The sequence below is a fragment of the Bradyrhizobium sp. SZCCHNGR1005 genome (assembly GCF_032489995.1).
Lineage (GTDB): Bacteria > Pseudomonadota > Alphaproteobacteria > Rhizobiales > Xanthobacteraceae > Bradyrhizobium.
The window spans coordinates 898,807-922,276 of sequence record NZ_JAUEZC010000002.1 but is presented as its reverse complement, the minus strand read 5'-3'; the positions used below and the strand labels follow the sequence as shown (position 1 = coordinate 922,276).

The following is a 23,470-nucleotide window of genomic DNA, read 5'->3' as shown; positions in this document are numbered from 1 at the left end:
GCCGGACGGCCATCCCAAGAAGACAGCCCGATGAACCTGCACGCCTTCGCCGGTGCCGCCTATCGCGCCCTGACGGCCCGCAAGGACGGCCCGTCGCTCTATGACGTCTGCGACCCGGTGTTGAACCATCCGCGCAGCGGCGATCCGCACATCGCGAATTTCTACCGCACGGCCATCGGCAATCCGGCGCTGCGCACGCTGCTGCGACGCAGCGGCCTGGCCGAGCTGAAGGATTCCAGCCGAGTCAACGCGCTGCGCCAGGCTTTGGTTCAGGCCCGCGACGACGAACAGCCGGATTGGGAGACGGTCGGCCTGCCGGTCGCCGCCCTGATCGACAGTTTCGAGCTGCGCCATCCGCAGCCGCCGGCCGCAAGCGAAGCCTGCAAGCTGCCCGCCGCCGGTGAAATCGAGCGCGTGATCCGCGCCTGCGGCGCCGATCTGCTCGGCTCCTTTGCCCGCAACGGCTTCATCCCGACCTATGCCGCCTTCAACCTGATCGGCGACCCCGACCTCAAGGGCCGCGAATTCCTGATGGCGCTGACCGGCCTCAACTCGCGCGGCTACAAGAACTCGACGCTGCTCTTCAACCTCGCCCGCGTCTTCATCGCGCGCTCGCCGGCCGCAGGCATCGTCAATCCGTCATGGCGCGGCATCGCCGAACCGATGTGGGCGCCGGTGCAGATCCGGCATCGCTCGGCCTATTACGATGCGTTCTTCACCGAGGCCCTGCTCGCCTTCGTCGAGACCGGATTGCCATCCGCCGCGCAGATCGCCTCTGCGCGCGGCGCCATCGCGGCGATGGTGGAGTTCTGCCTGAAGACCAGCCGCGAACAGGTGCGCGGCGCCGATGGCACGAGCTACGACGTCGTCACCGCGCTCGCGCCGGCGCCGCATCCGCGCTTCTCGCGCTTCTTCGCCCAGATCAAGCAGGATCTCGGCTTCGGCATCTATGTGCCGGATTGCGACACCACGGCGTGCTCGATTTCGGCAGCGACGCAGGCCGGCGCCGATGATCCGATGCTCGAGCAGCCGCTGGTCGATTTCTACGCCGGCTATCAGGTGCGCGCGGGCAGCAACGAGCCGCGCGTCACAGTGCCGATCAACGACGATATCGATTATGACGGCGGCATCGCCACCTGGATCGACAGCCTCGCCGGCGAGCGGCCGTTCGGCAACGATCTCGACCCTACCCTCAATCTCGATGTGCTCGAAGTCTCGTTCCGCAATCTGGCGCGCTGGAAGATCCTGGAGACGCTCGAGCGGCTCGAGACGGTCAAGCGGATCGTCGCCTTCCAGCTCCGCCTCGTGGTCAGCGGCGACTTCGCCGATCCGCGCTCGCACATCTACTATCTGCCGGAGCTCTATTGCGCCTATTTCGGCCGCTGCTACGCCGCCTTCATGGCGCTGCCCGCGCCGGCGCGACAAGCGATCGATCCGGACGGCGCCTTCGGCCTGATCCGCGCGCGCGTGCTCGCCTATGTCGAGGACGACCTGATCGGCCGCGAGATGAACGTGTTCGACGCGGCGCTGGCGCTGATTGCGCTCGGCCATCTCGGCGGCGCGACCGCGAGCTTCGTGCCCGCCCTGCATTGCATCGTCACCCGGTTCGGCGAAGGCGGCCGTCGCCATCCCTACCGGGCCTATGAATGGAACAAGATGAAGACGCCGACCCGTATCCTGGTCGGCGGCCCCGAGGTGACCTCGGCCTTCGTGCTGATGGGCCTCGCTTTGGCGCGGCGGGCGATGGCACGGTGATCGCGCTTAAAGAACCCTTTACGCTGCGCTGAAGCCGGGGGCTGGCATCGCGCGAAGTTGAGGGAGAGTCCTCACAAGGAACTGGCGCGAGGGCTGGAACCGCAGCACAATCCCAGTCCGCGTCACCATTTCGGATGCACGGCCCGGTTCATGTTGATGAAGATTGCTCCTACGCTATTGCTCGTTCTGCTGCCCTCGCTGGCCTCCGCCGCCGACATCAGCGGCATACCCAAGATCCGCCAGGCCGATCTGGTCCAGATCGGCAATGCGCGCATCCGGCTCGGCGGCATCGACGCGCCATCGACCGACCAGCTCTGCATCAGCAACAAGAGCGAACGCTGGACCTGCGGGATCGCCGCGCGCGACGAGCTGATCAAGCACGTCGACGGCAAGAGCTGGACCTGCCATCCCCGCCAGGTCGACCGCCGCGGGCGCCAGATCGCGCGCTGCGAGGTCGACGGCGAGGACATCCAGAAATGGCTGGTCGCCAACGGCTGGGCGCTGGCCTATACGCACGTGTCCAAGGACTACGAACCCGACGAGCATGCGGCGCGCGAAGCCAAGGCCGGCATGTGGCAAGGCGCGTTCATCGCGCCCTGGGATTGGCGCGTGCGCAACAAGAAGACCGCCATTCTCGGCGCCACCAAGCCGCCGGACAATGCCAGCGCCGTGCTGCTCGCCTCCGCCTCCGGACCGGTCGCGCCCTCGCCCGATTGCACCATCAAGGGCAATGTCAACGGCGCCGGCGAATGCATTTATCACACGCCGTCGAGCCGCTGGTATGCGCAGATCAAGATGCGGATCGCCAAGGGCACCCGCTGGTTCTGCTCGGTGGAAGAGGCGGAAGCCGCAGGATGCCGTGAGACGCGGCGCTGACCTCGGCGGCGACGCGGCGCGCGAATGCCAGCCCCTCGTCAACTCCGGCTTTTCTTGAGCGACCGCGACGCGTAAAACCAGCGCGGCCCGATCCGGGTTATGCGGGCCCCGTCACCTGAAACTTGCAAGGACAATCGCAATGACCGTTCGCGCGGGCCGGGAATTTCTGGCCATCCCCGGACCCACCACGATGCCCGACGAGGTGCTGCAGGCCATGCACCGGCCGGCGCTCGACATCTATTCGGAGCAGATGGTCAATCTGACCGACAGCCTGATGGCCGATCTCGGCAAGCTGTTCGCGACCAAGGGCAAGACCTACATCTACATCGCCAACGGTCATGGCGCCTGGGAAGCCGTGCTCTCCAACGTGCTGTCACGCGGCGACAAGCTCTTGGTGCTCGAAAGCGGACGCTTTGCGGTCGGCTGGGGCCATGCGGCGCGCGCGATGGGCGCCGAGGTCGAGGTGCTCAAGGGCGACTGGCGTCGCGCGGTGCGCCCGGCCGAGGTGGAGCAGCGGCTGCGCGCCGACAAGGACCACAGCATCAAGGCGATCGTGGTCGCGCAGGTCGACACCGCCTCGGGCGTGGTCAACGACATCGAGGCGATCGGCAAGGCGATCAAGGCGGCCGGCCATCCGGCGCTGTATATGGTCGATACGGTGGCTTCGCTGGGCTGCATGCCGTTCCAGATGGATGGCTGGGGCATCGACGTCGCGATGTCCGGCTCGCAGAAGGGCCTGATGACGCCGCCCGGCCTCGGCTTCGTCGCCGCCAATGCGCGCGCGCTCGAGGTGCATAAGAAGGCCAATCTGCGCACGCCCTATTGGGACTGGAGCGAGCGCGAAGGCGCCGAGCACTACCGCAAATATGGCGGCACCGCGCCGGTGCATCTGTTGTTCGCGCTGCGCCAGGCCATCGACATGCTGTTCGCCGAAGGACTCGAACATGCGTTCCGGCGCCACCGCCTGCTCGGCGAGGCCGTACGGCGCGCCGTCAATGTGTGGAGCGAAGGCCAGGTGCTGGGCTTCAACATTGCCGAGCCGCCGGAACGCTCCAACACGGTGACCACCGTGCTGGTAGGCGGCGGCTATGACCCGGAGATCTTGAAGCGCTATTGCAAGGAGCAGTGCGGCGTCGTGCTCGGCGTCGGCATCGGCGACCTGCAGGGCCAGGCCTTCCGAATCGCCCATATGGGCCACGTCAACGCGCCGATGGTGTTGGGCACGCTCGGCGTGATCGAAATGGCGCTGATAGCGTTGAAGATCCCGCATGGCAGAGGCGGCCTCGATGCCGCCATCCAATGGCTCGGCGCGAATGTCAGCCCCACCGGCGAAAGCCCGTTGTAAAGGGAACAGATGAGCAAGACCTCCGAACAGGCGCCGGTGGCGCCGCGCCGCCCGCATTCCTTCACCCGCCACGGCATCACCGTGGCGGACGACTACGCCTGGCTGAAGGATGCGAACTGGCAGGAGGTGCTGCACGATCCGTCGCAGCTCGATGCCGACATCCGCCGCTATCTCGAGGCGGAGAACACCTATGCGGACAGCGTGCTCGGCCACACCGCGCCGCTGCAGAAGAAGCTGGTGGCGGAAATGCGCGGGCGTATCAAGGAGGACGATTCCTCGGTGCCCTCGCCGGACGGCCCTTACGCCTATTTCCGCAAATTCCGCGAGGGCGGCCAGCATGAGATGTTCGGCCGCATGCCGCGCAACGGCGGCGCCGAGCAGATCGCGCTCGACGGCGACGAGCTGGCCAAGGGCCACGACTACTTCAAGTTCGGCGGCAGCCGTCATTCGTATGACCACAAGCTCGTGGCCTGGAGCGCCGATATCAACGGCTCGGAATATTTTTCGATCCGGGTGCGCGACTGGGAGAGCTGCAAGGACCATGACGACCTCGTCGAGGAGACCGACGGCGGCGTGGTCTGGACGCTCGACTGCAAGAGCTTCTTCTACGTCAAGCTCGACGACAATCACCGTCCCATGCAGGTGTGGCGCCACCGGCTCGGCACGGCGCAGGCCGACGACGTGCTGGTCTATGAGGAGCACGACACCGGCTGGTTCACCCATGTGCACGAATCGACCTCCGGCCGGTTCTGCGTGATTGCCGGCGGCGATCACGAGACCTCCGAGCAGCGGCTGATCGATCTCGCCAATCCCGACGCGCCGCCGCGGCTGGTCGCAGCGCGCCAGAGCGGCGTGCAATATTCGATCGCCGATCGCGGCGACGAACTGCTCATCCTGACCAATGCCGACGACGCAATCGACTTCAAGATCGTGACGGCACCGCTGGCTTCGCCCGAGCGCGCCAATTGGCGCGACCTCATCCCACACCGCGCCGGCGTCTATGTGCTCGACCACGATCTCTATGCGGGTCATCTGGTGCGGCTGGAGCGCGCCAACGCGCTGCCGTCGATCGTGATCCGCGACCTCACCAGCGGCGAGGAGCACGCGATCGCGTTCGACGAGGCCGCCTACTCGCTCGATGCGATGGGCTCCTACGAGTTCGACACGACGACGCTGCGCTTCTCCTACTCGTCGATGACGACGCCGTCGGAGGTCTACGACTACGACATGGTCACGCGCACCAAGACCTTGCGCAAGCGGCAGGAGATTCCATCCGGCCACAACCCGGCCGACTACGTCACGACCCGCATCATGGCCAAAGCGCATGACGGCGCCGAGGTGCCGATCTCGCTCCTGCGCCGGCGCGACTTCGTGCAGGACGGCAAGGCGCCGCTGCTGCTCTATGGCTACGGCTCCTACGGTCACGCGATCCCGGCCTCGTTCAACGTCAACCGGCTGTCGCTGGTCGATCGCGGCTTCGTCTATGCGATCGCGCATATCCGCGGCGGCACCGACAAGGGCTGGGGCTGGTATCTCGACGGCAAGCGCGAGAAGAAGCCCAACAGCTTCGAGGATTTCATATCCTGCGCCCGCGCGCTGATCGCGGCCAACTACACCAGCGAGAAGCGCATCGTCGGCCATGGCGGCAGCGCCGGCGGCATGCTGATGGGCGCGGTCGCCAACCGCGCCGGCGCATTGTTCGCCGGCATCGTCGCCGAAGTGCCGTTCGTCGACGTGCTCAACACCATGCTCGACGACACGCTGCCGCTCACCCCGCCGGAATGGCCGGAATGGGGCAATCCGATCGAGAGCGAGACGGACTTCCGTGCCATCCTGTCCTACTCGCCCTACGACAACGTGGCGGCAAAGCCCTATCCCGCCATTCTCGCAATGGCCGGACTGACCGATCCCCGCGTCACCTATTGGGAGCCGGCCAAATGGATCGCGCGGCTGCGCGCCACCATGACCTCCGGCGGCCCGGTGCTGTTGCGAACCAATATGGGCGCCGGCCATGGCGGCGCCTCGGGGCGCTTCAACCGGCTCGACGAGGTCGCGATCGTCTATGCGTTTGCGTTGTGGGCGGTGGGGCTGGCGGACAAGAACGCCTGATGGGCGGAGAGACCATGGACATCCGCCTCGATAGCCTGATTACCGGCGCGGAACGCGCGCAAGGCGCGGTCGTTATCATCGATGTGTTCCGCGCGTTCACCACGGCCGCCGTGGCGCTCGCGCGAGGCGCTACGAAGATCATCATGATCGACACCGTCGAGGAAGCGCTCAGGTTACGCGCCGCCGGCGTCGGCCAGATCTGCATGGGCGAAGTCGGCGGCCATAAGCCCAACGGCTTCGATCTCGGCAATTCACCGTTCGACGCCTCACAGGCGCTGCTCGACGGGATCACCGTCATCCAGCGCACTAGCGCCGGCACCCGAGGCATCGTCGCGGCCAAGCAGGCGACGCAGCTGTATGCAGGATCGCTGGTGACGGCGAAGGCAACCGCGCAAGCCGTCACAAGACATGCGCCTGCTCGGGTCTCGCTGGTGGCAATGGGTATGAACGGCGAGATCCGGACCGACGAAGACGAACTCTGCGCCATCCACCTGCGCAATCTGCTGCAGGGCAGACCAGGCTGCATTGCTGGCACGCGCAACGTCATTCTGGCGGGCCCTCAGATCCCAGATTTTCGCGATCCAGCCAAGCCGCATCTGCATCCCGAAGATCTGGATATCGCCATCGACATTGACCGCTACGACTTCGCTGTGCGCATTTCGAAGGAAGACGGCCGGCTGGTGGCGCGGAGAGACCTTTCACACCTTGCAGCCTGACAGTTTCATCGCCCGCGGAGCATCGAGGCGCGGAAGCAGATCGCATGCCGACCTATCGCAAAGCCGATTTCCCGGTTCGCAATGTCCGGCGCTTCCTCGAGCCCGGCCCGGTCGTGCTGGTCAGTTCCGCCCATAAGGGCCAGACCAACATCATGACCATGGCCTGGCACATGATGATGGAGTTTCAGCCGGCCCTGATCGGCTGCTGCATCTCATCGGCCAATCATAGCTTCGAGCTGATACGGAAGAGCCGGCAATGCGTGATCAACTTGCCCACGGTCGATCTCGCCGACAAGGTCATCCGCATCGGTAATTCGTCCGGCCGCGACATCGACAAGTTCACCGCGTTCGGCCTCACGACCGCACCCGCCGAGATGGTCGCAGCGCCGCTGATCGCGGAATGCTACGCCAATTTCGAATGCCGGCTGGCCGATACGAGCTGGGTCACGAAGTACAACGTCTTCGTGTTCGAGGTGGTGAAGGCACACGTCGCGTCCAGGCCGAAGGCGCCGAAGACGATCCACTATCGCGGCGACGGTGAGTTCATGATCTCGGGTGAGGAGACCCGGAAGTTCAGGAAGCTGTTTCGGCCGGAGATGTTGTGAGCTCTACTAAGGCGCGATCAAGCCAGCACCAGCACCGCTGTCGTCCCGGGTCGGCGCGCTGACGCGCTTGCCCGGGACGACGACGGAGTGAATGGCTATCGCCCGTTCCTCTTCCGCCAGGCTGCAAAGTCAGTCGGCGTTTGCGTATCCGTGGCAGGATAAAGCCCGAGAATCGAGCGGCCCTTCGCCACCTCCTCCGCGACGAAATCTTCGAACGCGGTCATCTCGAAGGTCTCATCGGCGATCTCGTCGGCGAGATGGGCCGGAATGACGATGACGCCATCGGCATCGCCCAGGATCACGTCGCCGGGGAACACCGGCGCATCGCCGCAGGCGATCGGCCCGTTGATCTCGATCGCATGATGCAGGGTGAGATTGGTCGGCGCGCTCGGCCGCTGATGGAAGGCGGGAATGCCGAGCTTGGCGATATCGGCCGCATCGCGAAAACCGCCGTCGGTGACGACGCCGGCGACGCCGCGCTGCTTGAGCCGGCTCACCAGGATCGCACCCGCCGAGGCCGCCCGCGGATCCTTGCGGCTGTCCATCACCAGCACCGCGCCGGGCGGGCAATCCTCCACGGCCTTCCGCTGCGGATGGCTGCGGTCGCGAAACACCTCGATGGTGTTGAGGTCCTCGCGCGCCGGGATGTAGCGCAGCGTGAAGGCCTCACCGACCATAGTGGGCTGCTCCGGGTTCAGGGGATGAACGTTCTGGACGCATTGGATGCGCAGGCCGCGCTTGAACAGCGCGGTCGCGACGGTGGCGGTGGAAACGGTCTTGAGCTTGTTGCGGGTGACGTCGCTAAGTTTGGTCATGTCCTGCTCGCTGCACTCCCCTCCCCCTTGCGGGGAGGGCAACCGGCCGCGTTCGCGGCCGGCTTCGTTAGGAGACGCCGAAGCAGAGCTTCGGCTATGGGTGGGGGGCCACATCGGTGGTGTCGCCTGGGGCTACCCCCTCCCCAGCCCTCCCCCACAAGGGGGGAGGGAGCGCACCGCGGTTGGGGCGAGAACACTGCCTCGCCGCGCAACGAACTAATAAATCGCCGGCTCGCCCACGGGCGAGCCGAAGCCGGTCTCGAGGAAGTCGAAATCGCAGCCGTCATTGGCCTGCTTGATGTGGCGGGCGAACATCCAGCCATAGCCACGTTCGAAGCGCGGCGCCGGCGGGGTCCATTCGGCCCGCCGACGCGCAAGTTCTTCCTCGGACACATCGAGATCGATGGTGCGCGCGGCAACGTCGAGGTTGATTAAATCGCCGTTCCTCACCAAGGCAAGCGGCCCACCGACATAGGCCTCCGGCGCGACATGCAGGATGCAGGCGCCGTAGCTGGTGCCGCTCATGCGCGCGTCCGACAGACGCACCATGTCGCGCACGCCCTGCTTCACCAGCTTGGTCGGGATCGGCAGCATGCCCCATTCAGGCATGCCGGGACCGCCTTGCGGCCCCGCATTGCGCAGGATCAGCACATGGTCAGGCGTGACATCGAGATCGGGATCGTCGATCGCCTTCTTCATCGACGGATAATCGTCGAACACCAGCGCCGGCCCGGTATGCTTGAGGAAGCGCGGATCGCAGGCTGACGGCTTGATGACGCAGCCATCGGGCGCGAGGTTGCCCTTGAGCACCGCGAGCGCACCTTCGCGGTAGATCGGATTCGAGGCCGGACGGATGACGTCGTCATTATAGACTTCGGCATCGGCGATGTTCTCGCCGAGCGTCTGCCCGTTCACGGTCAAGCAATCGAGATGAAGGTGCTCGACGATGCGGCTCATCAATGCGCGCAAGCCACCCGCATAGTAGAAATCTTCCATCAGATAGGCGTCGCCGCTCGGCCGGACATTGGCGAGCACCGGCACCTTGCGGCTTGCCGTCTCGAAATCGTCGAGCCCGATGTCGGCGCCGGCGCGGCGCGCCTGCGCGATGACATGGATGATGGCATTGGTCGAGCAGCCCATCGCCATCGCCACCGCGATCGCGTTCTCGAACGCCGCACGGGTCTGGATCTTCGCAGGCGTCAGATCCTCCCACACCATCTCGACGATGCGGCGGCCGCACGCCGAACTCATCCGGATGTGCTCGGCATCCGCGGCCGGAATCGAGGACGCGCCCGGCAGGGTCATGCCGATCGCCTCCGCGATCGCGGTCATGGTGGAGGCGGTGCCCATGGTCATGCAGGTGCCGTGGCTGCGCGCGATGCCCGCCTCCATCGTGTCCCAGTCTCTTTCGGACAATTTCCCTGCCCGCCGCTCGTCCCAATATTTCCAGGCATCCGAGCCCGATCCGAGCGTCCTGCCCTTCCAATTGCCGCGCAACATCGGCCCGGCCGGCAGATAGATCGCGGGCAGGTTCATGCTGGTGGCGCCGAGCAGGAGCGCCGGCGTGGTCTTGTCGCAGCCGCCCATCAGCACGACACCGTCGATCGGATGGCTGCGCAGCAGCTCCTCGACATCCATCGCCAGCATGTTGCGATAGAGCATGGTGGTCGGCTTCAGCAGCGATTCCGAGAGCGATAGCGCCGGCAGCTCAATCGGCAGGCCGCCCGCCATCAATACTCCGCGCTTGACGTCGTCGACCCGCGACTTGAAATGCATGTGGCAGGGCTGCGCATCGGACCAGGTGTTGATGATCGCGATCAGCGGACGGCGTTTCCACTCCTCCTGCGCATAACCCATCTGCATCACGCGCGAGCGGTGGCCGAAGGATCGAAGGTCGTCGGGTGCGAACCAGCGCGCGCTGCGCAGTTCCTCGGGACGCTTGCGTGAGCCGCTCATGATGGACGTCCTCCCCTGTCATCCCGGCTGCTTCTTGACGGCCGAGCCACAGATGCACTAATGCATTAGTACATATATGGCAAGCACCGCGGCGAAGCATCGGACCATGGCCCCTCCATCGGCGGCACCACGCCCTGCCATCCCATCAAGATCGAGCAACAACCGGCTCGACCGCAGCCGCCGGGCGGCGCCGCAAGTGTTCGAGCGGTTGCGCGACCTGATCACGAGTTTGACCCTGCCGCCGGGCACGCCGCTGTCGCGCGCGGAACTTGCCGCGGAGTTCGGCTTGAGTTCGACCCCGATCCGCGACGCCCTGATGCGGCTGGCCGAGGAAGGCCTGGTGGACGTGTTTCCGCAGCATGCGACGCTGGTGAGCCGGATCGACGTCCGCTCGGCCGAGCAGGCGCACTTTCTCAGGCAGGCGCTGGAGCTCGAGATCGTGCGGCTGCTCGCGCTCTCGCCGGATGCCGACCTCGTGGCTTACCTGTACGACCTGATCGCGCGGCAGCGGGGCTTTGCCAAGAACGGCGACCTCGAATCCTTCATGGCCGCGGATAACGAATTCCACGCCGCACTCTATGCCGCAGCCGACAAGCGCGAGCTTTGGGTGCTGGTGCGCAGCCGCAGCGGCCATATCGACCGATTGCGGCGGCTGCATCTGCCGTCGTCCGGCAAGGCGCAGGACATCCTGCGCCACCACCGCCTGATCGCCCGATCGATCGGCGAAGGCAGACCAGACGAGGCGCAGATGCATCTGAGGGCCCATCTCTCCGGCACGCTGAGCGACCTCGCCAGGATCCGCGACCTTCACCCCAATTACCTCGCGGGATCACCCCCCGCTGCGAGTCGCTCGCAAGGCGGTCCCGCGGACGGCTAAATGCTTGCAGCTCGCCACGATTTGGGCAAAGCTTTTGCAACTGCCCGTTGGTGTACCAGCCGAATCGGGATGAGGGGCCGTGGCAAAGATACTGGTCGTAGATGACGACCTGGTCATTCCGCCGACGATCCGGCGGGCGCCGGAGCAGGCGGGGCATGCCGTTACGGGTTGGCGAAGACGGCCAAAAGGCATTGTCCGGATTTCGAACTGAGGACTTCGATCTGCTGGCGCTCGACACGTTCGTGGATAGGTTCATGGACGGGCATCAAATGGTGCGACGAATCGTGAAACGACGCCCCGATGTCCCGATCATCATGACCTCCGGCCGGCGGCACACAGCGGACTCGCTCCCGGAGGCGGATTATCGTACCATGGTCATGAAGCTCGCTGCCGTATCCGCTCTGCCAAAACAGTTCAAACCGGCGACGCTACTGGCACTGATTGCCGACGGCCTCGCCTCCGCCAGCCCCGCTGGCAATTGCAAGCCGGGTCACGATGCTCTTCCGAATTCCTGACGCCCAGAGCAGCTCGCGGGACCAGCCGTCGACGCCAGGGACGCACCGTCCAGGCGTCGTTGCGGCTTGGCAGCGGATGGCCCTGACGACCCGGCTCGCCGTCGCGATGATCCTCCTGGTGGCGATTGCCGTGTTCGCCGTTGGCTGGTTGGGCTATCGCAGCCTGGAGCAGGGATTGTTGCCGCGCGCGCTGGATCGCGTCGAAGCACATGCACGGCTGATGGCCACCGAGCTGGAATCCTATGTCGGCGGCGCGCGCAACGATCTTGCGAGCTATCGCGCCGACCCGAGCATAGCGACGCTGATCCGCACCATGATGGCTGGCGGCCTCGATCCGCGCGAAGGGCTCTCGGCCCAGTCCTGGCGCGAACGGGTGGCGCTACGCTTTTTTTCCGAACTGCAGGCCGAGCCCACCTACGCCATGTTCCGCCTGGTCGGCCTGGAGAACAACCGGCGTGAACTCATCCGTGTCGACCGTCTCGGGCCGAACCACAGCGTCCGGATCGTTCCGGAGGGCGAGCTGATCGAACGCGGCGACCGTCCTTACATCAATGAGACGCTGCGCCTCGCGCCCGGGCAGATCCGCATCTCGCCGGTGATCTTGGACGGCAACACGACCGACCCGAAGACCGGCGTTCCGATGCTCTGCGTCGGAACGCCCGTCTTCGCGCCGGATGGCAAGCCGTTCGGCGTTCTCATGATCGACGTCGACATGCGTCCGATCTTTGCGCATCTGCGGGCGGCCGCCCGCCCGGGAGCGCAGCTCTATGTGGTCAACGCGCGCGGCGACTATCTCTTCCATCCGGATTCGGACCGCGAGTTTGCCTCCAAGCGCGGCAACTCCACGAAATGGCAGGATGACTTTCCCTCGCTCGCTGCCGCAACCGGCACGACAGAGACGTTTGCGCGCATTATCCATGACGCGCACGGCAGACCGGACGGGATCGCCTTCGCGCCCGCCTTGCTCGCAGGCCAGGAATGGGTGGCCGTCATCGAAACCATTCCAAACACCACCTTCATGGGTCCGGCCGTTGCCATTCGCAAAACCGCTCTCGGCGTCGGTCTCATCGCCATGCTCTGCGCGGCCGCGCTGGCGTTCCTCGTCGCGCGCTCGCTGACGCGGCCCATCAATCAGCTGACCGCGGCGATCGAGGGCATCGGCCGTGGCGAGGCCGTGACCATTCCCGTCGAGGCCGGCGGCGAAACCGGCGTGCTGGCGCGCGCCTTCGCCCGCGTCATGGAGGAGGTCCGGGCCAAGACCGCCGAGCTCGAGCGCGAGGTGCAGGAGCATTACCTGACCGAGGCCGCCCGCGACCATTTCGCGGAGCGCGAGCGCCTCTACAGCGCGGCTGTCGAATCCTCCAGCGATGCGATCCTCACCGAATCGCTCGACGGCACCATCACCGGCTGGAACCCGGCTGCCGAGCAGGTGTTCGGCTACTCGGCCCAGCAAGCCGTCGGACGCAACATCGACTTGATCCTGCCTGCCGACCGGATCTGCGAGGGCCGGGACATTCTGGCGCGGGTCGGCCGCGGCGAGCGCATCCAGCAATACGAGACGATTCGGCTCCGCAAAGACGGCTCGCCGATCCAGGTTTCGCTCAGCATCGCGCCGATCAAATCACCGTCCGGGCAGATCACCGGCGCGTCGATGATCGCCCGCGACATCACCGAGAGCCGCAGGACCGAACAGGCACTGCGCCAGCAGACCGAAGAACGGCGCCGCATCTTCGAGAGCTCGCAGGACCTCATCCTGATTACCGACCGCAAGGGCATGCTGGTCCAGGTGAGCCCGAGCGCGGAAACCATCCTGGGCTATACTCCGGCGGAGATGATCGGTCGGAGCGCCGCCGATTTTCTTCATCCCGACGATCTCAAGAAGGCGCGCGGTGAGATGCGCGCCTCGCGCCGGGGCCAACGCGCGCGAGGCTCTGACTCCCGCTACATGCACAAGGACGGCCGGGTCGTGACGCTGTCCTGGACGGCGAGCTGGTCCGAACCGGTGCAGCGGCATTTCTTCATCGGCCGCGACATGACCGAAAGCCGGCTTGCGCAGGAGACCCTGCGCGAGAGCGAGCAACTGGCCCGCAATATCGTCGAGACCGCGCTCGACGCCTTCGTCCAGATCGACGACAGAGGCAGTGTTCTCAACTGGAATTCACAGGCCGAGAAGATCTTCGGCTGGCCACGCGCGGAGATCCTGGGCAAGGACGTCTTCGACCTGATCTCCGTCGATCAGGACCGCGATGAACTCCGAGCGGCACTCGGGCGGGTGCTGCTGACCGGCGGCAGCGACGGGCTCGTCGGCGGCCGCCGCCGAGAGATCATGGTGCGCCGGCGCGACGGCCGGGAATTCAAGGCCGAATTGAGCGTCACGGCCCTGAAGACCCGCAGCGGGTTCGTGTTCAACGGATTCTTCCGCGACCTCACCGACAAGATCGCCGCGGAAGAGCGCATCCGCCAATCGGAGAAGATGGAGGCGATCGGCCAGCTCACCGGCGGCATCGCCCACGACTTCAACAACATCCTGACTGTCATCACCGGCACGATCGAGATCCTCGCCGGCGCCGTCGCCAAGGAGCCGCAGCTCGCCGCGATCACCAAGATGATCGACGAGGCGGCGGGACGGGGCGCCGCCCTGACCCAGCAATTGCTGGCCTTTGCGCGACGGCAGCCGTTGCAACCGCGCGAGATCGACATCAACACGCTGGTGATCGATACCGCCAAGCTGCTCCGGCCGACCTTGGGCGAGCAGATCGAAATCGAATCGGTGTTCCAGGACGAGAGCTGCGTCGCCCATGTCGACCCCAACCAGCTCGCGACCGCCATCATCAACCTGGCGCTCAACGCCCGCGACGCGATGCCCAACGGCGGCAAGCTGATCCTGGAGACCGGCTGGGCCGACCTCGACGAGGCCTATGCCAGCCTGTACGACGACGTCCGGCCGGGCCGCTATGCGATGATCGCCGTCAGCGACAGCGGCACCGGAATTCCATCGGCCATCCTCGACAAGGTGTTCAACCCGTTCTTCACCTCCAAGGGCCCGGGCAAGGGAACCGGCCTCGGACTTTCGATGGTCTACGGTTTCGTCAAGCAATCCGCCGGGCATATCAGGATCTACAGCGAGGAAGGCCACGGCACCACGATCAGGATGTATCTGCCGCCCGGCCGCAGTGGTGTCGCCGCTGCCGCGAAGGCAACCTCGCTGCCGATCGAGGGCGGCAACGAAACGATCCTCGTGGTCGAGGATGACCGCCTGGTGCGCGGCTACGTGCTCGCGCAACTGCATTCGCTCGGTTACGCCACCCTGGAGGCTGCGAATGCGACCGAAGCGCTGTCGATCGCGCGCTCCGGCGAGCCGTTCGATCTGCTGTTCACCGACATCATCATGCCCGGCTCCATGAACGGACGTCAGCTGGCGTCCGAGATTCAGCAGCTCCGGCCGGGCCAGAAGGTGCTGTTCACCTCCGGCTACACCGAGAATGCCGTGGTGCATCACGGCCGGTTAGACTCCGGGATCCTGCTGCTCGCCAAGCCTTATCGCAAGTCGGAACTTGCCAGGATGATTCGCAAGGCGCTGGCTGCAGAGGCGAGAGTCGAGACGTAGGAGCCGACCTGGGAGAGCCGACGCACGTTGGCGTGCCGGAGGCTTGGCTCCGGCTCAGGAGGCGCGCGAGGCCGTCATGACGATGCGGATCAGGTCCGCCGCATTCCGCGCGCCGAGCTTCTTCATGATGTTGGCGCGGTGATCCTCGATCGTCCGCGGGCTGATACCGAGCGTGCGGCCGGCTTCCTTGTTCGAGGCGCCGGCGGTAAACTGTTCCAGCACTTCGCGCTCGCGCCGGGTCAGCGGCTCCCGCCCGGGGAAATGCAGCGAGCCGATCTTTGGATTCGCATTCTCCTTTTGCCGGCGGGCAAAGGCGCCGATCGCCTCGTTCAGCCGCTCGACAATTTCACTGCCGCGGAACGGCTTCTCGATGAAGTCGAGCGCGCCGTTCTTGATGGCATTCACCGCCATGGCGATGTCGCCCTGCCCGGAGATCATGAAGATCGGCGCCGGATAATCCTCGCCATGGAGTTCCTTGAGAATATCGAGCCCGGATTTTCCCGGGATATGCACATCGAGCAGGATGCAGGCCGGCGTCCTGGTTCTAGCAACCGCCAACAACGCAGCGCCGTCCGCAAAGCAGATCACGTCATAGCCGCCGGCCGACAAGACCATCGACAGGGTATCACGCACGGCAGGGTCGTCATCGACGACAAAAATCTCACCCCTGGAAGTTGTTTGTTCAGCCATGTGCGATCACTCGGCATAGAGAGCAGAAATCATAGAAACACGTTTTATGATACCATACTCCAATGGCGTTTTGTGCATCCGTATTCGTACGGCTCAGAACCATAGCCCACAAGTAGTAGCGGGCGGCCGACGAATGCCCCAGGGAGAGGGGAATATCGGAACCGGCGGTGCCGGGTGTCGTGATGCTGCCTTGCGAGAACCGAAGTTCCAATTCCGCAACCTCCGACGTGCAGCCCCCTGATCCGACGCGTTCGCGCCAGCATCCGTGTCGTCGGCGCGACCGGCCGAGTGCAGCCTTGCCGCGATCGGCTGGCTGAATGCATGGCGCTGCGAGATCGCCGGCTTGGAAAGAGTCTGCAGCTCGATGCCGAGTGATCCCGCACAAAGATGAGCGGCACGGCGATCGTGCCGAAGCAAATCTCCGCGGCCCAATCGGGACGCGCGGTTCGCGACCACGGCCCGCAAATCGCAAGATAGGAAACGCCGCGCTCAGCCGCTCATCGCGTCCTGGGCGGCGGACGCGCTCGAGCGCTTCTTCTTGTTCTTGCCCTTGATGAACTGGATGTCCATCTCCGCGCCGTTCACGCGCACGAGTTCGCAGCGGCGGTAGGCAAGCCCGGTCGACGATAGGAGCAGGAAGAATTCCTTGAGATTGAGCCCCTGGATCGAGCCTTCGACCGTCAGCACAGCATCGTTGTCGGATATGGCATTCAGCTGGCAGTCGCGCCGCCACGTGCCGTCGATACCCATGATGCAGACGTCATAACCCCGGCTGAAGGTGACGCGCTCCGTACCTTTGTTTTCGTCAGACATCGTCGTGTCCTGACCTTTCAGTGTCCTGCGAAGCTGGCCATTTTCTGCAGCCCGCCCAATCCGGCCGCGCTCTTGGCGGACGCAGCGAGGTTCGGCCGATACAGCCCGCGCCGTTCCGCGAGCGGTTTGAAGACGTCCGTCAGCCCGACCACGGTTTCCGCCGCGCCCAGCACCAGGAATCCGTCCGGCTCCATCGATTTGGCCAGCCGGCCGAAGATGTTGATCTTGGTATCCTGGTCGAAATAGATCAGAACGTTGCGGCAGAAGATCACGTCGAACGTGCCGAGCTGGGAGAAATCGTTCAACAAGTTGAACTGGCGGTGCTGGACCATGGCGCGGATCTCGGGATTGATCTGCCAGAGCTCGCTGACCTGCTTGAAATATTTGACCAGAAGCTGGATCGGCAGGCCGCGCTGCACCTCGAACTGACTGTAGAGACCGGCCCTGGACTTCTCCAGCACCTCCTGGGAAAGGTCGGTGGAGAGGATCTCGATCCGCCAGCCGCTGACGGCGGCTCCCATCTCCTTCAGGCACATTGCCAGCGAATACGGCTCCTGACCGGTCGACCCCGCCGCGCACCAGATCCGCAGAGACTTGCGGCTGGTACGCGCACGCAGGAGCTCGGGCACGATCACTTCGCGGAAATGATCGAACGGCACCTTGTCGCGAAAGAAGAAGGTCTCGTTGGTGGTCATGGCCTCGACCACCTGATTGATCAGGCTGCTCGGTCCGTCCTTCAGTTTGTGGACTAGCTCGGCGATGCCGGGCAGTCCGGCTTTGCGCGCCAGAGGAAGCAGACGGCTCTCGATCAGGTACTGCTTGTCGGCAGATAGATCGAGACCGGATTTGTCCCGGAGCAACTTGCGCAGGAAATCATAATCGGGCTGGTTCACGGGTGGCCTCTTCTGGGCAAATCGGGAATCACGCGGATGGCTGGAGCGGATCTGATGTTCGCAACCTGCCTCCCAGACGGCGTGCGAACATTGCAATCGAACCGCTAGCTGGACATGGCCTGAAACAGGCCGACCTCCTCGAACTTGGCGGAGACGATGTCCTTGTCGAACGGCTTCATGATGTACTCATTGGCGCCGGCATTCAGCGCGCGCGAGATATGATCGATGTCGTTCTCGGTGGTGCAGAACACCACTTTGGGCTGCTCGCCTCCCGGCAGGAGCCGCAATTTGCCCAGGAAGTCGTAGCCATCCATCACCGGCATGTTCCAGTCGAGCAGGACGGCGTCGGGCAGGCGGCTCTTGCAGAGCTCCAGTGCCTGCTCGCCGTCTTCGGCCTCGACGACCTCGAACCCCATCTCTTCCAGAATGCGCCGGGCGATCTTGCGCACGACGCTGGAGTCATCGACAACCAAGCACGTTCTCATCACTTTCTACTCCCCGCTGGGACAATGACTGGCGAATCGATCAGGCGGCGAGCGCCGCCTTCGGCAGCATATCGAGCACGCGATCGACGTCGAGGATGACCATGAGCTGGCCGTCGAGGCGATGGACGCCGCCGGCGAGCTTGGCCATGCGCGGATCGAGATTGACCGGGTTCTCCTCGCGGCCATCCTCGGGCAGCCGCAGCACCTCGCCGATCTGGTCGATCAGGAGGCCATAGGACTCGCCGCGCAGGTCGACGCCGACCGCCATCGGCGGCTTGCCGTCGTCGGCCTTGGCAAGGCCGAGCCGCGCGCGCATGTCGATCACGGTGACGATGCGGCCGCGCAGGTTCAGGACGCCCGCGATCTCCACCGAGGACAGCGGCACCCGCGTCAGCCGTTCCGGCATGAACACGTCCTGCACCCGCGAGATCGGCAATCCGAACAGCTGGCCGCCGATCACGGCGGTGACATATTCGGCAACCGCGCCGTCGCTGGTTTCGGTCTTGATGCTCATCTTAACGCTACTCCTGAAACGGCTGCGGTTAGGCGGCCTGCTTGGCGGCTTCGGCGCGGGCCTGCTCTTCGACCTGTTCCTTCAGCGCCGCGATCAGCCCCGGACGGTCGAACTTGGCGATGTAGTCGTAGAACCCGGCCTGGCGGCCGCGCTCGATCGCCGCCGGCGACACCAGCGAGGACACCGCGATCACAGGCAGATGGTGCAGGTGCTGATCGGCGCGGATGGTCTCGGCGAACTCGAAGCCGTTCATCTCCGGCATCTCGATGTCGGTCACGACGATGTTGTAGCTCTGGCCCGAGCGCAGCGCCGCCAGCCCCTCGATCGCCGAGCTTGCGGTGCGCACCTTGTAGCCCGCCGACTTCAGCACCGGCGCCAGCATGTTGCGGAAGAACGGCGAGTCGTCGACCAAGAGCACCGACTGCGTCTGCGCCTCGGTCGCCATCTCCTTGCGGATGAACCAGTCGGCGAACGCCATCGGCAGGAAGTGGCCGACGTCGATCACTTCGGTGGCCTGGCCCTTGATCACCGCGGAGCCGAGAATGCCGTCGCGGGAGCCGGAGACCTGGATGTGGAGGCGCTCCTCGACGATGTCGATGATCTCGTCGACCACGAGGCCCATGGCGCGGGTCTCGTCGGCGAACACCAGGATCGGCTGCGAGCCCGAGGTCTGGACCGAGACGCCCTCCATCTGCACCAGCGGCATCAGCTGATCGCGGTACTGCACCATGTAGCGGCCGTTACTGATCTCGATCTTGTCGGCCGCGATCTCTTCCAGGCGCGTGACCAGCGCCAGCGGCACCGCCTTGGGCTGCGCCGTGCCGGCGCGGAACACCAACAGCGAGGTGAGCTGCTCGCCGGTGGTGGCGTGATGCAGCGCATGCTCGTCGGCGACGCCTTGCGAGGCCGAGCCGGCGGCGCCGAGCGCTTTCGCAATGCCGTTCGGATCGATGATCATGATCACGGCGCCGTCGCCGAGGATGGTGTTGCCGGAGAACATGTCGATGTGGCGCAGCTTGGTCGACATCGGCTTGACCACGATCTCCTCGGTGTGGAACACGCCGTCGACCACGATGCCGAAGGTCTGGCTGCCGACCTGGGTCACCACGATGAAGCCGTTCTCCGGATCCGAGGACGAGCCGTCGTCGATCCGCAGCAGCTTCTTCAGGTGCATCAAGGGCAGCAGCTTGTTGCGCAGGCGCAAGACCGCGGTGTCCTTGATGCGCTCGATGCGGTGCTCGGAATTGGCGCGCGCCCGCACCAGTTCGACCACCGCCAATTGCGGGATCGCGAAACGGTCGCCGCCGGCCTCGACGATCAGCGCCGAGACGATCGCGAGCGTCAGCGGGATCTTGATGGTGACCGAGGTGCCCTCGCCGGCCACCGACTTGATGTCGATGGTGCCGCCGATCTGGTCGATATTGGTGCGCACCACGTCCATGCCGACGCCGCGGCCCGACACCGAGGTGATGGCGGCGGCGGTCGAGAAGCCCGGCTCGAAGATGAATTTGTGGATCTGGGCTTCCGTCATCTTCTCGAGCTCGGCCTCGCTGACGAGGCCGTTGCCGAGCGCCTTGGCCTTGATCCGCTCGGTGTTGAGCCCGCGGCCATTGTCGGCGATGCAGATGATGATGTGGCCGCCTTCATGATAGGCGGAGAGGCGGATCGTGCCCTGCTCCGGCTTGCCCGCGGCGGCACGCTCGGCGGTGGTCTCCAGGCCATGGTCGGCGGAGTTGCGCACCATGTGGGTGAGCGGATCCTTGATCAGGTCGAGCACCTGGCGGTCGAGCTCGGTGTCGGCGCCGTGCATCTCGAGCTCGATCTGCTTGCCGAGCTCGGTGGCGAGGTCGCGCACGATGCGCGGCAGCTTCTGCCAGGCATTGCCGATCGGCTGCATGCGCGTCTTCATGACGCCTTCCTGCAGCTCGGCGGTGACGTTGGACAGCCGCTGCAGCGGCACCTTGAACTCGGTGTCCTCGTTGCGGCGGGCGATCTCGAGCAATTGGTTGCGGGTCAGGACCAGCTCGGAGACCATCGTCATCAGATGTTCGAGCGTGTCGACATTGACGCGGATCGACTGGTTGGCGACCTTGTCGCTCTCCTGAACCTCGGTTTCGGCGGCGGCCTTGCTGAGCCGCGAGGGCTTGGCGTCCTTCTTCGGCTCGGCCTTGGCGGCCTCGGTCTTTGCCTCGGTCTTGGCGGCGGGTGCCGGGGCGGCGGGCTTCGCCTGCTCATGCGCGGCCGGCACTTCGATCGCGGTCTCGCGGAAGGCGCGCTCCAATTCGTCGAGCGAGACTTCGCCCGGACGCAGCGGCCGCTCCAAGGTCTGATCGATCAGCGTGCCCTTCGCAACCGCCGGTTCGGGTGCCGCCGCCTCGGCTGGCGCTCCGCCCGCCGCCATGGCCGCCATGCCGCGCTCGACCATCGCCTCGAGCTCATCGATGAGGTCGCGATCGGCGCCTTCGGGCTCGGCCTCGGTCGCCTCGAGCTGTCCCAGAATGTCCTTGATCCGGTCGATCGTGGTCAGGATCAAGGTCACGGCCTCGCCGGTCACCGGCATGCCGTCGCGGAACTTGCCCATCAAGGTCTCGGCGGCGTGCGCCAGCGCTTCCAGCCGCGGCAGGCCGAGGAAGCCGCAGGTCCCCTTGATCGTGTGCACCAAACGGAAAATGTTATCCAGGATCTTGGCGTTGTTCGGCTCCTGCTCGAACCGCACCAGCTGATTGTCGACAGTATCCAGGCTTTCGCTGGTCTCCGTCAAAAACTCACGCAACAGATCATCCATCAGACTGTGCCTTCCAAGAAATGGCGTTGCGGCTACCGAGCAATCGCTATTCTGTTGGCATGTCCGGCAGCATGCCCCGCGCTCTCATCAGGCCGGGATGGGTGAGCCGTCGCGGCTGCCGCTTGGCTGAGCTCAACGGGCTTCCCTGCTTGCAAGCGTTAGGCTTTCGCTTTCTCTGTCCCGTTAATTTCGTGATCCGTTCAACTACGGAGGCTCGCTCCGTCGGTAGTCGTTGTGACCAACGCGCCGGACCGATCGGTCCTGAACGTCGCGTTCGGTGCGCCTCGCTCCACCGGCCCTCTCAGAAGCGCGATACCGACTTCACTACGGCCCAAGAGTCAGGTCTCAGGAATCCGGATCAAGGGTTCGAGGAGAATTGGCCGCAGAGGGATCAGCCGGACGATGGCCGTCTCATCAGGCCGAAGGCGGCGGGGTTGCCCCCGCCGCCTGGTTTTGCATCAGCCTGACAGCGCTGCTTAGCGCAGCAGCTGCAGCACGCTCGCCTGCGACTGGTTGGCGAGCGAGAGCGCGGACACCGCGATCGACTGGCGGGTCGACAGCGCCTGGCTGTTGGCCGCTTCCTGGTTGGTGTCGGCCAGCGTCAGGTTGGACGAGCCGGTCTGCAGCACGTTGATCAGGTTCTTGTTGAAGTCCTGACGGACCTGCACGATCGACAGGTTCGAACCGAGCGTTGAGGCCTCCGACCGCAACGACGAGCTGGCGTTGTTGAGGACGTTGAGAACCTTGTTCGCCGACGAGTTGTCGAGGAAGTCGGTGCCCGAAGTCAGGTTGCTCAAGCCAAGGCCGGTGCTGTTGAAGTTCACGCCGGTGATCGACAGCGTCGACTTGCCGGTCTCGTTGAACGTCAGCTTCAGCGTGTCGCCGTTCAACAGGTTGATGCCGTTGAAGGAGGCGTCGGCTGCGGTCGTGTTGATCTGCGCCAGCACGTTGTTGTACTGCGCGACCAAGCTGGAGCGAGTAGCCTGCGAGGTCGGATCGGCAACCGGGGCGTTCGCGGTCAAACCGGTGAAGGCCGTACCGCCGCTGACCGCGCCGATCGTGAAGGACGCCGCGTCGTTGGTCGTGGTGATCGAGATCTTGCCCGTCGAGTCGACCGAGGCCTGCAGGTTGTTGGCGGCAAGGGCCGTGTTGAGGTCGTTCAACGAGTTGACCTTGCCCGTCCCGATACCGAAGGTGATACTGGTCGGTGTGCCACCGCCCGTAGCTGCGATACTGAGCGTCTGGCCGGCCAAGCCATCGCCGACCTGGGTGAGGCCGAGCTTCGCCAGAGCGCCGGTCGAGCCTGACAGCGTGAGACCGGAGGCCGGAGGCGTCAGGGTGATGGCGCCCGTTGCGCTGATCGAGGCGGAGACGCCGGTCGACGTCTGGATTGCCGACAGCAGGTTGCCGACGGTGTCGCCGACACCGATCGAGGTGCCGGACGAGGTCGAGCCCGCAATGAACGTGAAGGTGGTGCCGTTCACGGTCAGCGTGTCGGTGGTGGTAAAGCCGGTGGCGAGGTCGTTCGAGGTGCTGCTGGCGGTGCCCGACAGCTTGGTGGAGCTGGTGATCGCAGCCGGGGTCGTATTGTCGTTGAGGACGTTCGTGCCGGTGACGGCGCTGGTGGAAGCCCCGAGCAGGGTGCTGGCAGTCGCGCCGGTCAGCGCGGCCGTGGTCACGGTCGACTTGGTGGAGTAGCCGACCGAGGTCTGCAGCACCTGGTTGGCGATCGACTTGGCGCTATCGACCAGCTTCTGCAGCGAGGTGATGCCGGTGTTGGCGGCCTGCAGCACCTGCACGCCGTTGCCGATACCATCGAGCAGATTGGAGATGTCGCTGGCCCGGTTGTTGAGGCCCTGCGCGGTGAAGAAGTTGGTCGGATTGTCGAGAGCCGAGTTGACCTTGTTACCGGTAGCAAGGTTGTTCTGGGTGGTGGCGAGAAGCTGAGCCGTCGACTGCAGCGAGAGCAGATTCTGGCGCACCGACGCCGAGAGTACGATACCTGACATTGTCATTCCCTTCTGGATGAACACAGTTGAATACCGCCGCACAGTTCTGTCGGCGATGCGCCAGACTGGTCCGCGGACTCCTACCCGTTCGTTAAACGGAGTTCC

General features: G+C 65.0%; 18 protein-coding genes. 9 read left to right on the top strand and 9 right to left on the bottom strand.

Annotation, left to right across the window (positions count from 1 at the left end):
* The first annotated feature begins 30 nt into the window (after positions 1–30).
* The 6 genes from QXZ85_RS10365 to QXZ85_RS10340 all read left to right on the top strand — a co-directional run bounded on the left by QXZ85_RS10365 (position 31) and on the right by QXZ85_RS10340 (position 7,406).
* Positions 31–1,755: a hypothetical protein gene (locus QXZ85_RS10365; RefSeq protein WP_316174036.1), complete on the top strand. Its 1,725-nt coding sequence runs from the start codon at positions 31–33 to the stop codon at positions 1,753–1,755.
* A 150-nt stretch (positions 1,756–1,905) separates the two neighbouring features.
* Positions 1,906–2,631 carry a thermonuclease family protein gene (locus QXZ85_RS10360; protein WP_315701977.1) on the top strand — a complete coding sequence of 242 codons (726 nt, stop codon included), beginning with the start codon at positions 1,906–1,908 and terminating at the stop codon, positions 2,629–2,631.
* A gap of 139 nt (positions 2,632–2,770) precedes the next feature.
* Positions 2,771–3,976, top strand: a complete 1,206-nt coding sequence (locus tag QXZ85_RS10355; RefSeq protein WP_315742662.1) for a pyridoxal-phosphate-dependent aminotransferase family protein — start codon at positions 2,771–2,773, stop codon at positions 3,974–3,976.
* Between the two features lie 9 nt (positions 3,977–3,985).
* Positions 3,986–6,085 carry a S9 family peptidase gene (locus QXZ85_RS10350; protein ID WP_315742661.1) on the top strand — a complete coding sequence of 700 codons (2,100 nt, stop codon included), beginning with the start codon at positions 3,986–3,988 and terminating at the stop codon, positions 6,083–6,085.
* 14 nt (positions 6,086–6,099) lie between these two features.
* Positions 6,100–6,801 (top strand): 2-phosphosulfolactate phosphatase, encoded by a 702-nt coding sequence (locus QXZ85_RS10345; protein ID WP_316174034.1) that lies wholly within the window; start codon positions 6,100–6,102, stop codon positions 6,799–6,801.
* 44 nt (positions 6,802–6,845) lie between these two features.
* Positions 6,846–7,406, top strand: coding sequence for a flavin reductase family protein (locus tag QXZ85_RS10340; protein ID WP_316174032.1), 561 nt, complete (start codon positions 6,846–6,848; stop codon positions 7,404–7,406).
* Between the two features lie 95 nt (positions 7,407–7,501).
* On the opposite strand, the gene QXZ85_RS10335 is transcribed toward QXZ85_RS10340, so the two are convergent.
* Positions 7,502–8,221: a ribonuclease activity regulator RraA gene (locus QXZ85_RS10335; RefSeq protein ID WP_315701982.1), complete on the bottom strand. Its 720-nt coding sequence runs from the start codon at positions 8,219–8,221 to the stop codon at positions 7,502–7,504.
* Positions 8,222–8,437: 216 nt separating this feature from the next.
* A complete protein-coding gene (gene araD / locus QXZ85_RS10330) occupies positions 8,438–10,177 on the bottom strand; it encodes an L-arabinonate dehydratase (RefSeq protein ID WP_316174031.1) in 1,740 nt (579 codons plus the stop codon).
* 106 nt (positions 10,178–10,283) lie between these two features.
* On the opposite strand from araD, the gene QXZ85_RS10325 reads away from it, so the two are divergent.
* The 3 genes from QXZ85_RS10325 to QXZ85_RS10315 all read left to right on the top strand — a co-directional run bounded on the left by QXZ85_RS10325 (position 10,284) and on the right by QXZ85_RS10315 (position 15,176).
* Positions 10,284–11,054, top strand: a complete 771-nt coding sequence (locus tag QXZ85_RS10325) for a GntR family transcriptional regulator (RefSeq protein ID WP_316174029.1) — start codon at positions 10,284–10,286, stop codon at positions 11,052–11,054.
* A gap of 101 nt (positions 11,055–11,155) precedes the next feature.
* Positions 11,156–11,569, top strand: a complete 414-nt coding sequence (locus QXZ85_RS10320; RefSeq protein ID WP_315765762.1) for a response regulator — start codon at positions 11,156–11,158, stop codon at positions 11,567–11,569.
* Positions 11,550–15,176, top strand: coding sequence for a PAS domain S-box protein (locus tag QXZ85_RS10315; RefSeq protein ID WP_316174026.1), 3,627 nt, complete (start codon positions 11,550–11,552; stop codon positions 15,174–15,176). The genes QXZ85_RS10320 and QXZ85_RS10315 overlap by 20 nt, the downstream gene beginning before the upstream one ends.
* Positions 15,177–15,230: 54 nt before the next feature.
* On the opposite strand, the gene QXZ85_RS10310 is transcribed toward QXZ85_RS10315, so the two are convergent.
* The 7 genes from QXZ85_RS10310 to QXZ85_RS10280 form a co-directional block, all read right to left on the bottom strand.
* Positions 15,231–15,866 carry a response regulator transcription factor gene (locus QXZ85_RS10310; RefSeq protein WP_315701987.1) on the bottom strand — a complete coding sequence of 212 codons (636 nt, stop codon included), beginning with the start codon at positions 15,864–15,866 and terminating at the stop codon, positions 15,231–15,233.
* Positions 15,867–16,355: 489 nt separating this feature from the next.
* Positions 16,356–16,679 (bottom strand): PilZ domain-containing protein, encoded by a 324-nt coding sequence (locus QXZ85_RS10305; protein WP_315701988.1) that lies wholly within the window; start codon positions 16,677–16,679, stop codon positions 16,356–16,358.
* 17 nt (positions 16,680–16,696) lie between these two features.
* Positions 16,697–17,572, bottom strand: coding sequence for a protein-glutamate O-methyltransferase CheR (locus QXZ85_RS10300; RefSeq protein WP_315701989.1), 876 nt, complete (start codon positions 17,570–17,572; stop codon positions 16,697–16,699).
* Positions 17,573–17,676: 104 nt separating this feature from the next.
* Positions 17,677–18,057: a response regulator gene (locus tag QXZ85_RS10295; protein ID WP_315701990.1), complete on the bottom strand. Its 381-nt coding sequence runs from the start codon at positions 18,055–18,057 to the stop codon at positions 17,677–17,679.
* Positions 18,058–18,097: 40 nt separating this feature from the next.
* Positions 18,098–18,571: a chemotaxis protein CheW gene (locus QXZ85_RS10290; protein ID WP_315732664.1), complete on the bottom strand. Its 474-nt coding sequence runs from the start codon at positions 18,569–18,571 to the stop codon at positions 18,098–18,100.
* 28 nt (positions 18,572–18,599) lie between these two features.
* Positions 18,600–21,356 (bottom strand): hybrid sensor histidine kinase/response regulator, encoded by a 2,757-nt coding sequence (locus QXZ85_RS10285; protein ID WP_316228788.1) that lies wholly within the window; start codon positions 21,354–21,356, stop codon positions 18,600–18,602.
* A 476-nt stretch (positions 21,357–21,832) separates the two neighbouring features.
* Entirely contained in the window at positions 21,833–23,365 is a 1,533-nt protein-coding gene (locus QXZ85_RS10280) for a flagellin (protein WP_315742653.1), read from the bottom strand.
* Between the last annotated feature and the right edge of the window lie 105 nt (positions 23,366–23,470).

What these genes read in the sequence shown, in the direction of transcription:
- QXZ85_RS10365 (WP_316174036.1), top strand. Translation starts at nt 31, where the DNA reads ATGAACCTGCACGCCTTCGCCGGTGCCGCCTATCGCGCCCTGACGGCC.
- QXZ85_RS10360 (WP_315701977.1), top strand. Translation starts at nt 1,906, where the DNA reads ATGTTGATGAAGATTGCTCCTACGCTATTGCTCGTTCTGCTGCCCTCG.
- QXZ85_RS10355 (WP_315742662.1), top strand. Translation starts at nt 2,771, where the DNA reads ATGACCGTTCGCGCGGGCCGGGAATTTCTGGCCATCCCCGGACCCACC.
- QXZ85_RS10350 (WP_315742661.1), top strand. Translation starts at nt 3,986, where the DNA reads ATGAGCAAGACCTCCGAACAGGCGCCGGTGGCGCCGCGCCGCCCGCAT.
- QXZ85_RS10345 (WP_316174034.1), top strand. Translation starts at nt 6,100, where the DNA reads ATGGACATCCGCCTCGATAGCCTGATTACCGGCGCGGAACGCGCGCAA.
- QXZ85_RS10340 (WP_316174032.1), top strand. Translation starts at nt 6,846, where the DNA reads ATGCCGACCTATCGCAAAGCCGATTTCCCGGTTCGCAATGTCCGGCGC.
- QXZ85_RS10335 (WP_315701982.1), bottom strand. Translation starts at nt 8,221, where the DNA reads ATGACCAAACTTAGCGACGTCACCCGCAACAAGCTCAAGACCGTTTCC.
- araD (WP_316174031.1), bottom strand. Translation starts at nt 10,177, where the DNA reads ATGAGCGGCTCACGCAAGCGTCCCGAGGAACTGCGCAGCGCGCGCTGG.
- QXZ85_RS10325 (WP_316174029.1), top strand. Translation starts at nt 10,284, where the DNA reads ATGGCCCCTCCATCGGCGGCACCACGCCCTGCCATCCCATCAAGATCG.
- QXZ85_RS10320 (WP_315765762.1), top strand. Translation starts at nt 11,156, where the DNA reads ATGACGACCTGGTCATTCCGCCGACGATCCGGCGGGCGCCGGAGCAGG.
- QXZ85_RS10315 (WP_316174026.1), top strand. Translation starts at nt 11,550, where the DNA reads ATGCTCTTCCGAATTCCTGACGCCCAGAGCAGCTCGCGGGACCAGCCG.
- QXZ85_RS10310 (WP_315701987.1), bottom strand. Translation starts at nt 15,866, where the DNA reads ATGGCTGAACAAACAACTTCCAGGGGTGAGATTTTTGTCGTCGATGAC.
- QXZ85_RS10305 (WP_315701988.1), bottom strand. Translation starts at nt 16,679, where the DNA reads ATGTCTGACGAAAACAAAGGTACGGAGCGCGTCACCTTCAGCCGGGGT.
- QXZ85_RS10295 (WP_315701990.1), bottom strand. Translation starts at nt 18,057, where the DNA reads ATGAGAACGTGCTTGGTTGTCGATGACTCCAGCGTCGTGCGCAAGATC.
- QXZ85_RS10290 (WP_315732664.1), bottom strand. Translation starts at nt 18,571, where the DNA reads ATGAGCATCAAGACCGAAACCAGCGACGGCGCGGTTGCCGAATATGTC.
- QXZ85_RS10285 (WP_316228788.1), bottom strand. Translation starts at nt 21,356, where the DNA reads ATGGATGATCTGTTGCGTGAGTTTTTGACGGAGACCAGCGAAAGCCTG.
- QXZ85_RS10280 (WP_315742653.1), bottom strand. Translation starts at nt 23,365, where the DNA reads ATGTCAGGTATCGTACTCTCGGCGTCGGTGCGCCAGAATCTGCTCTCG.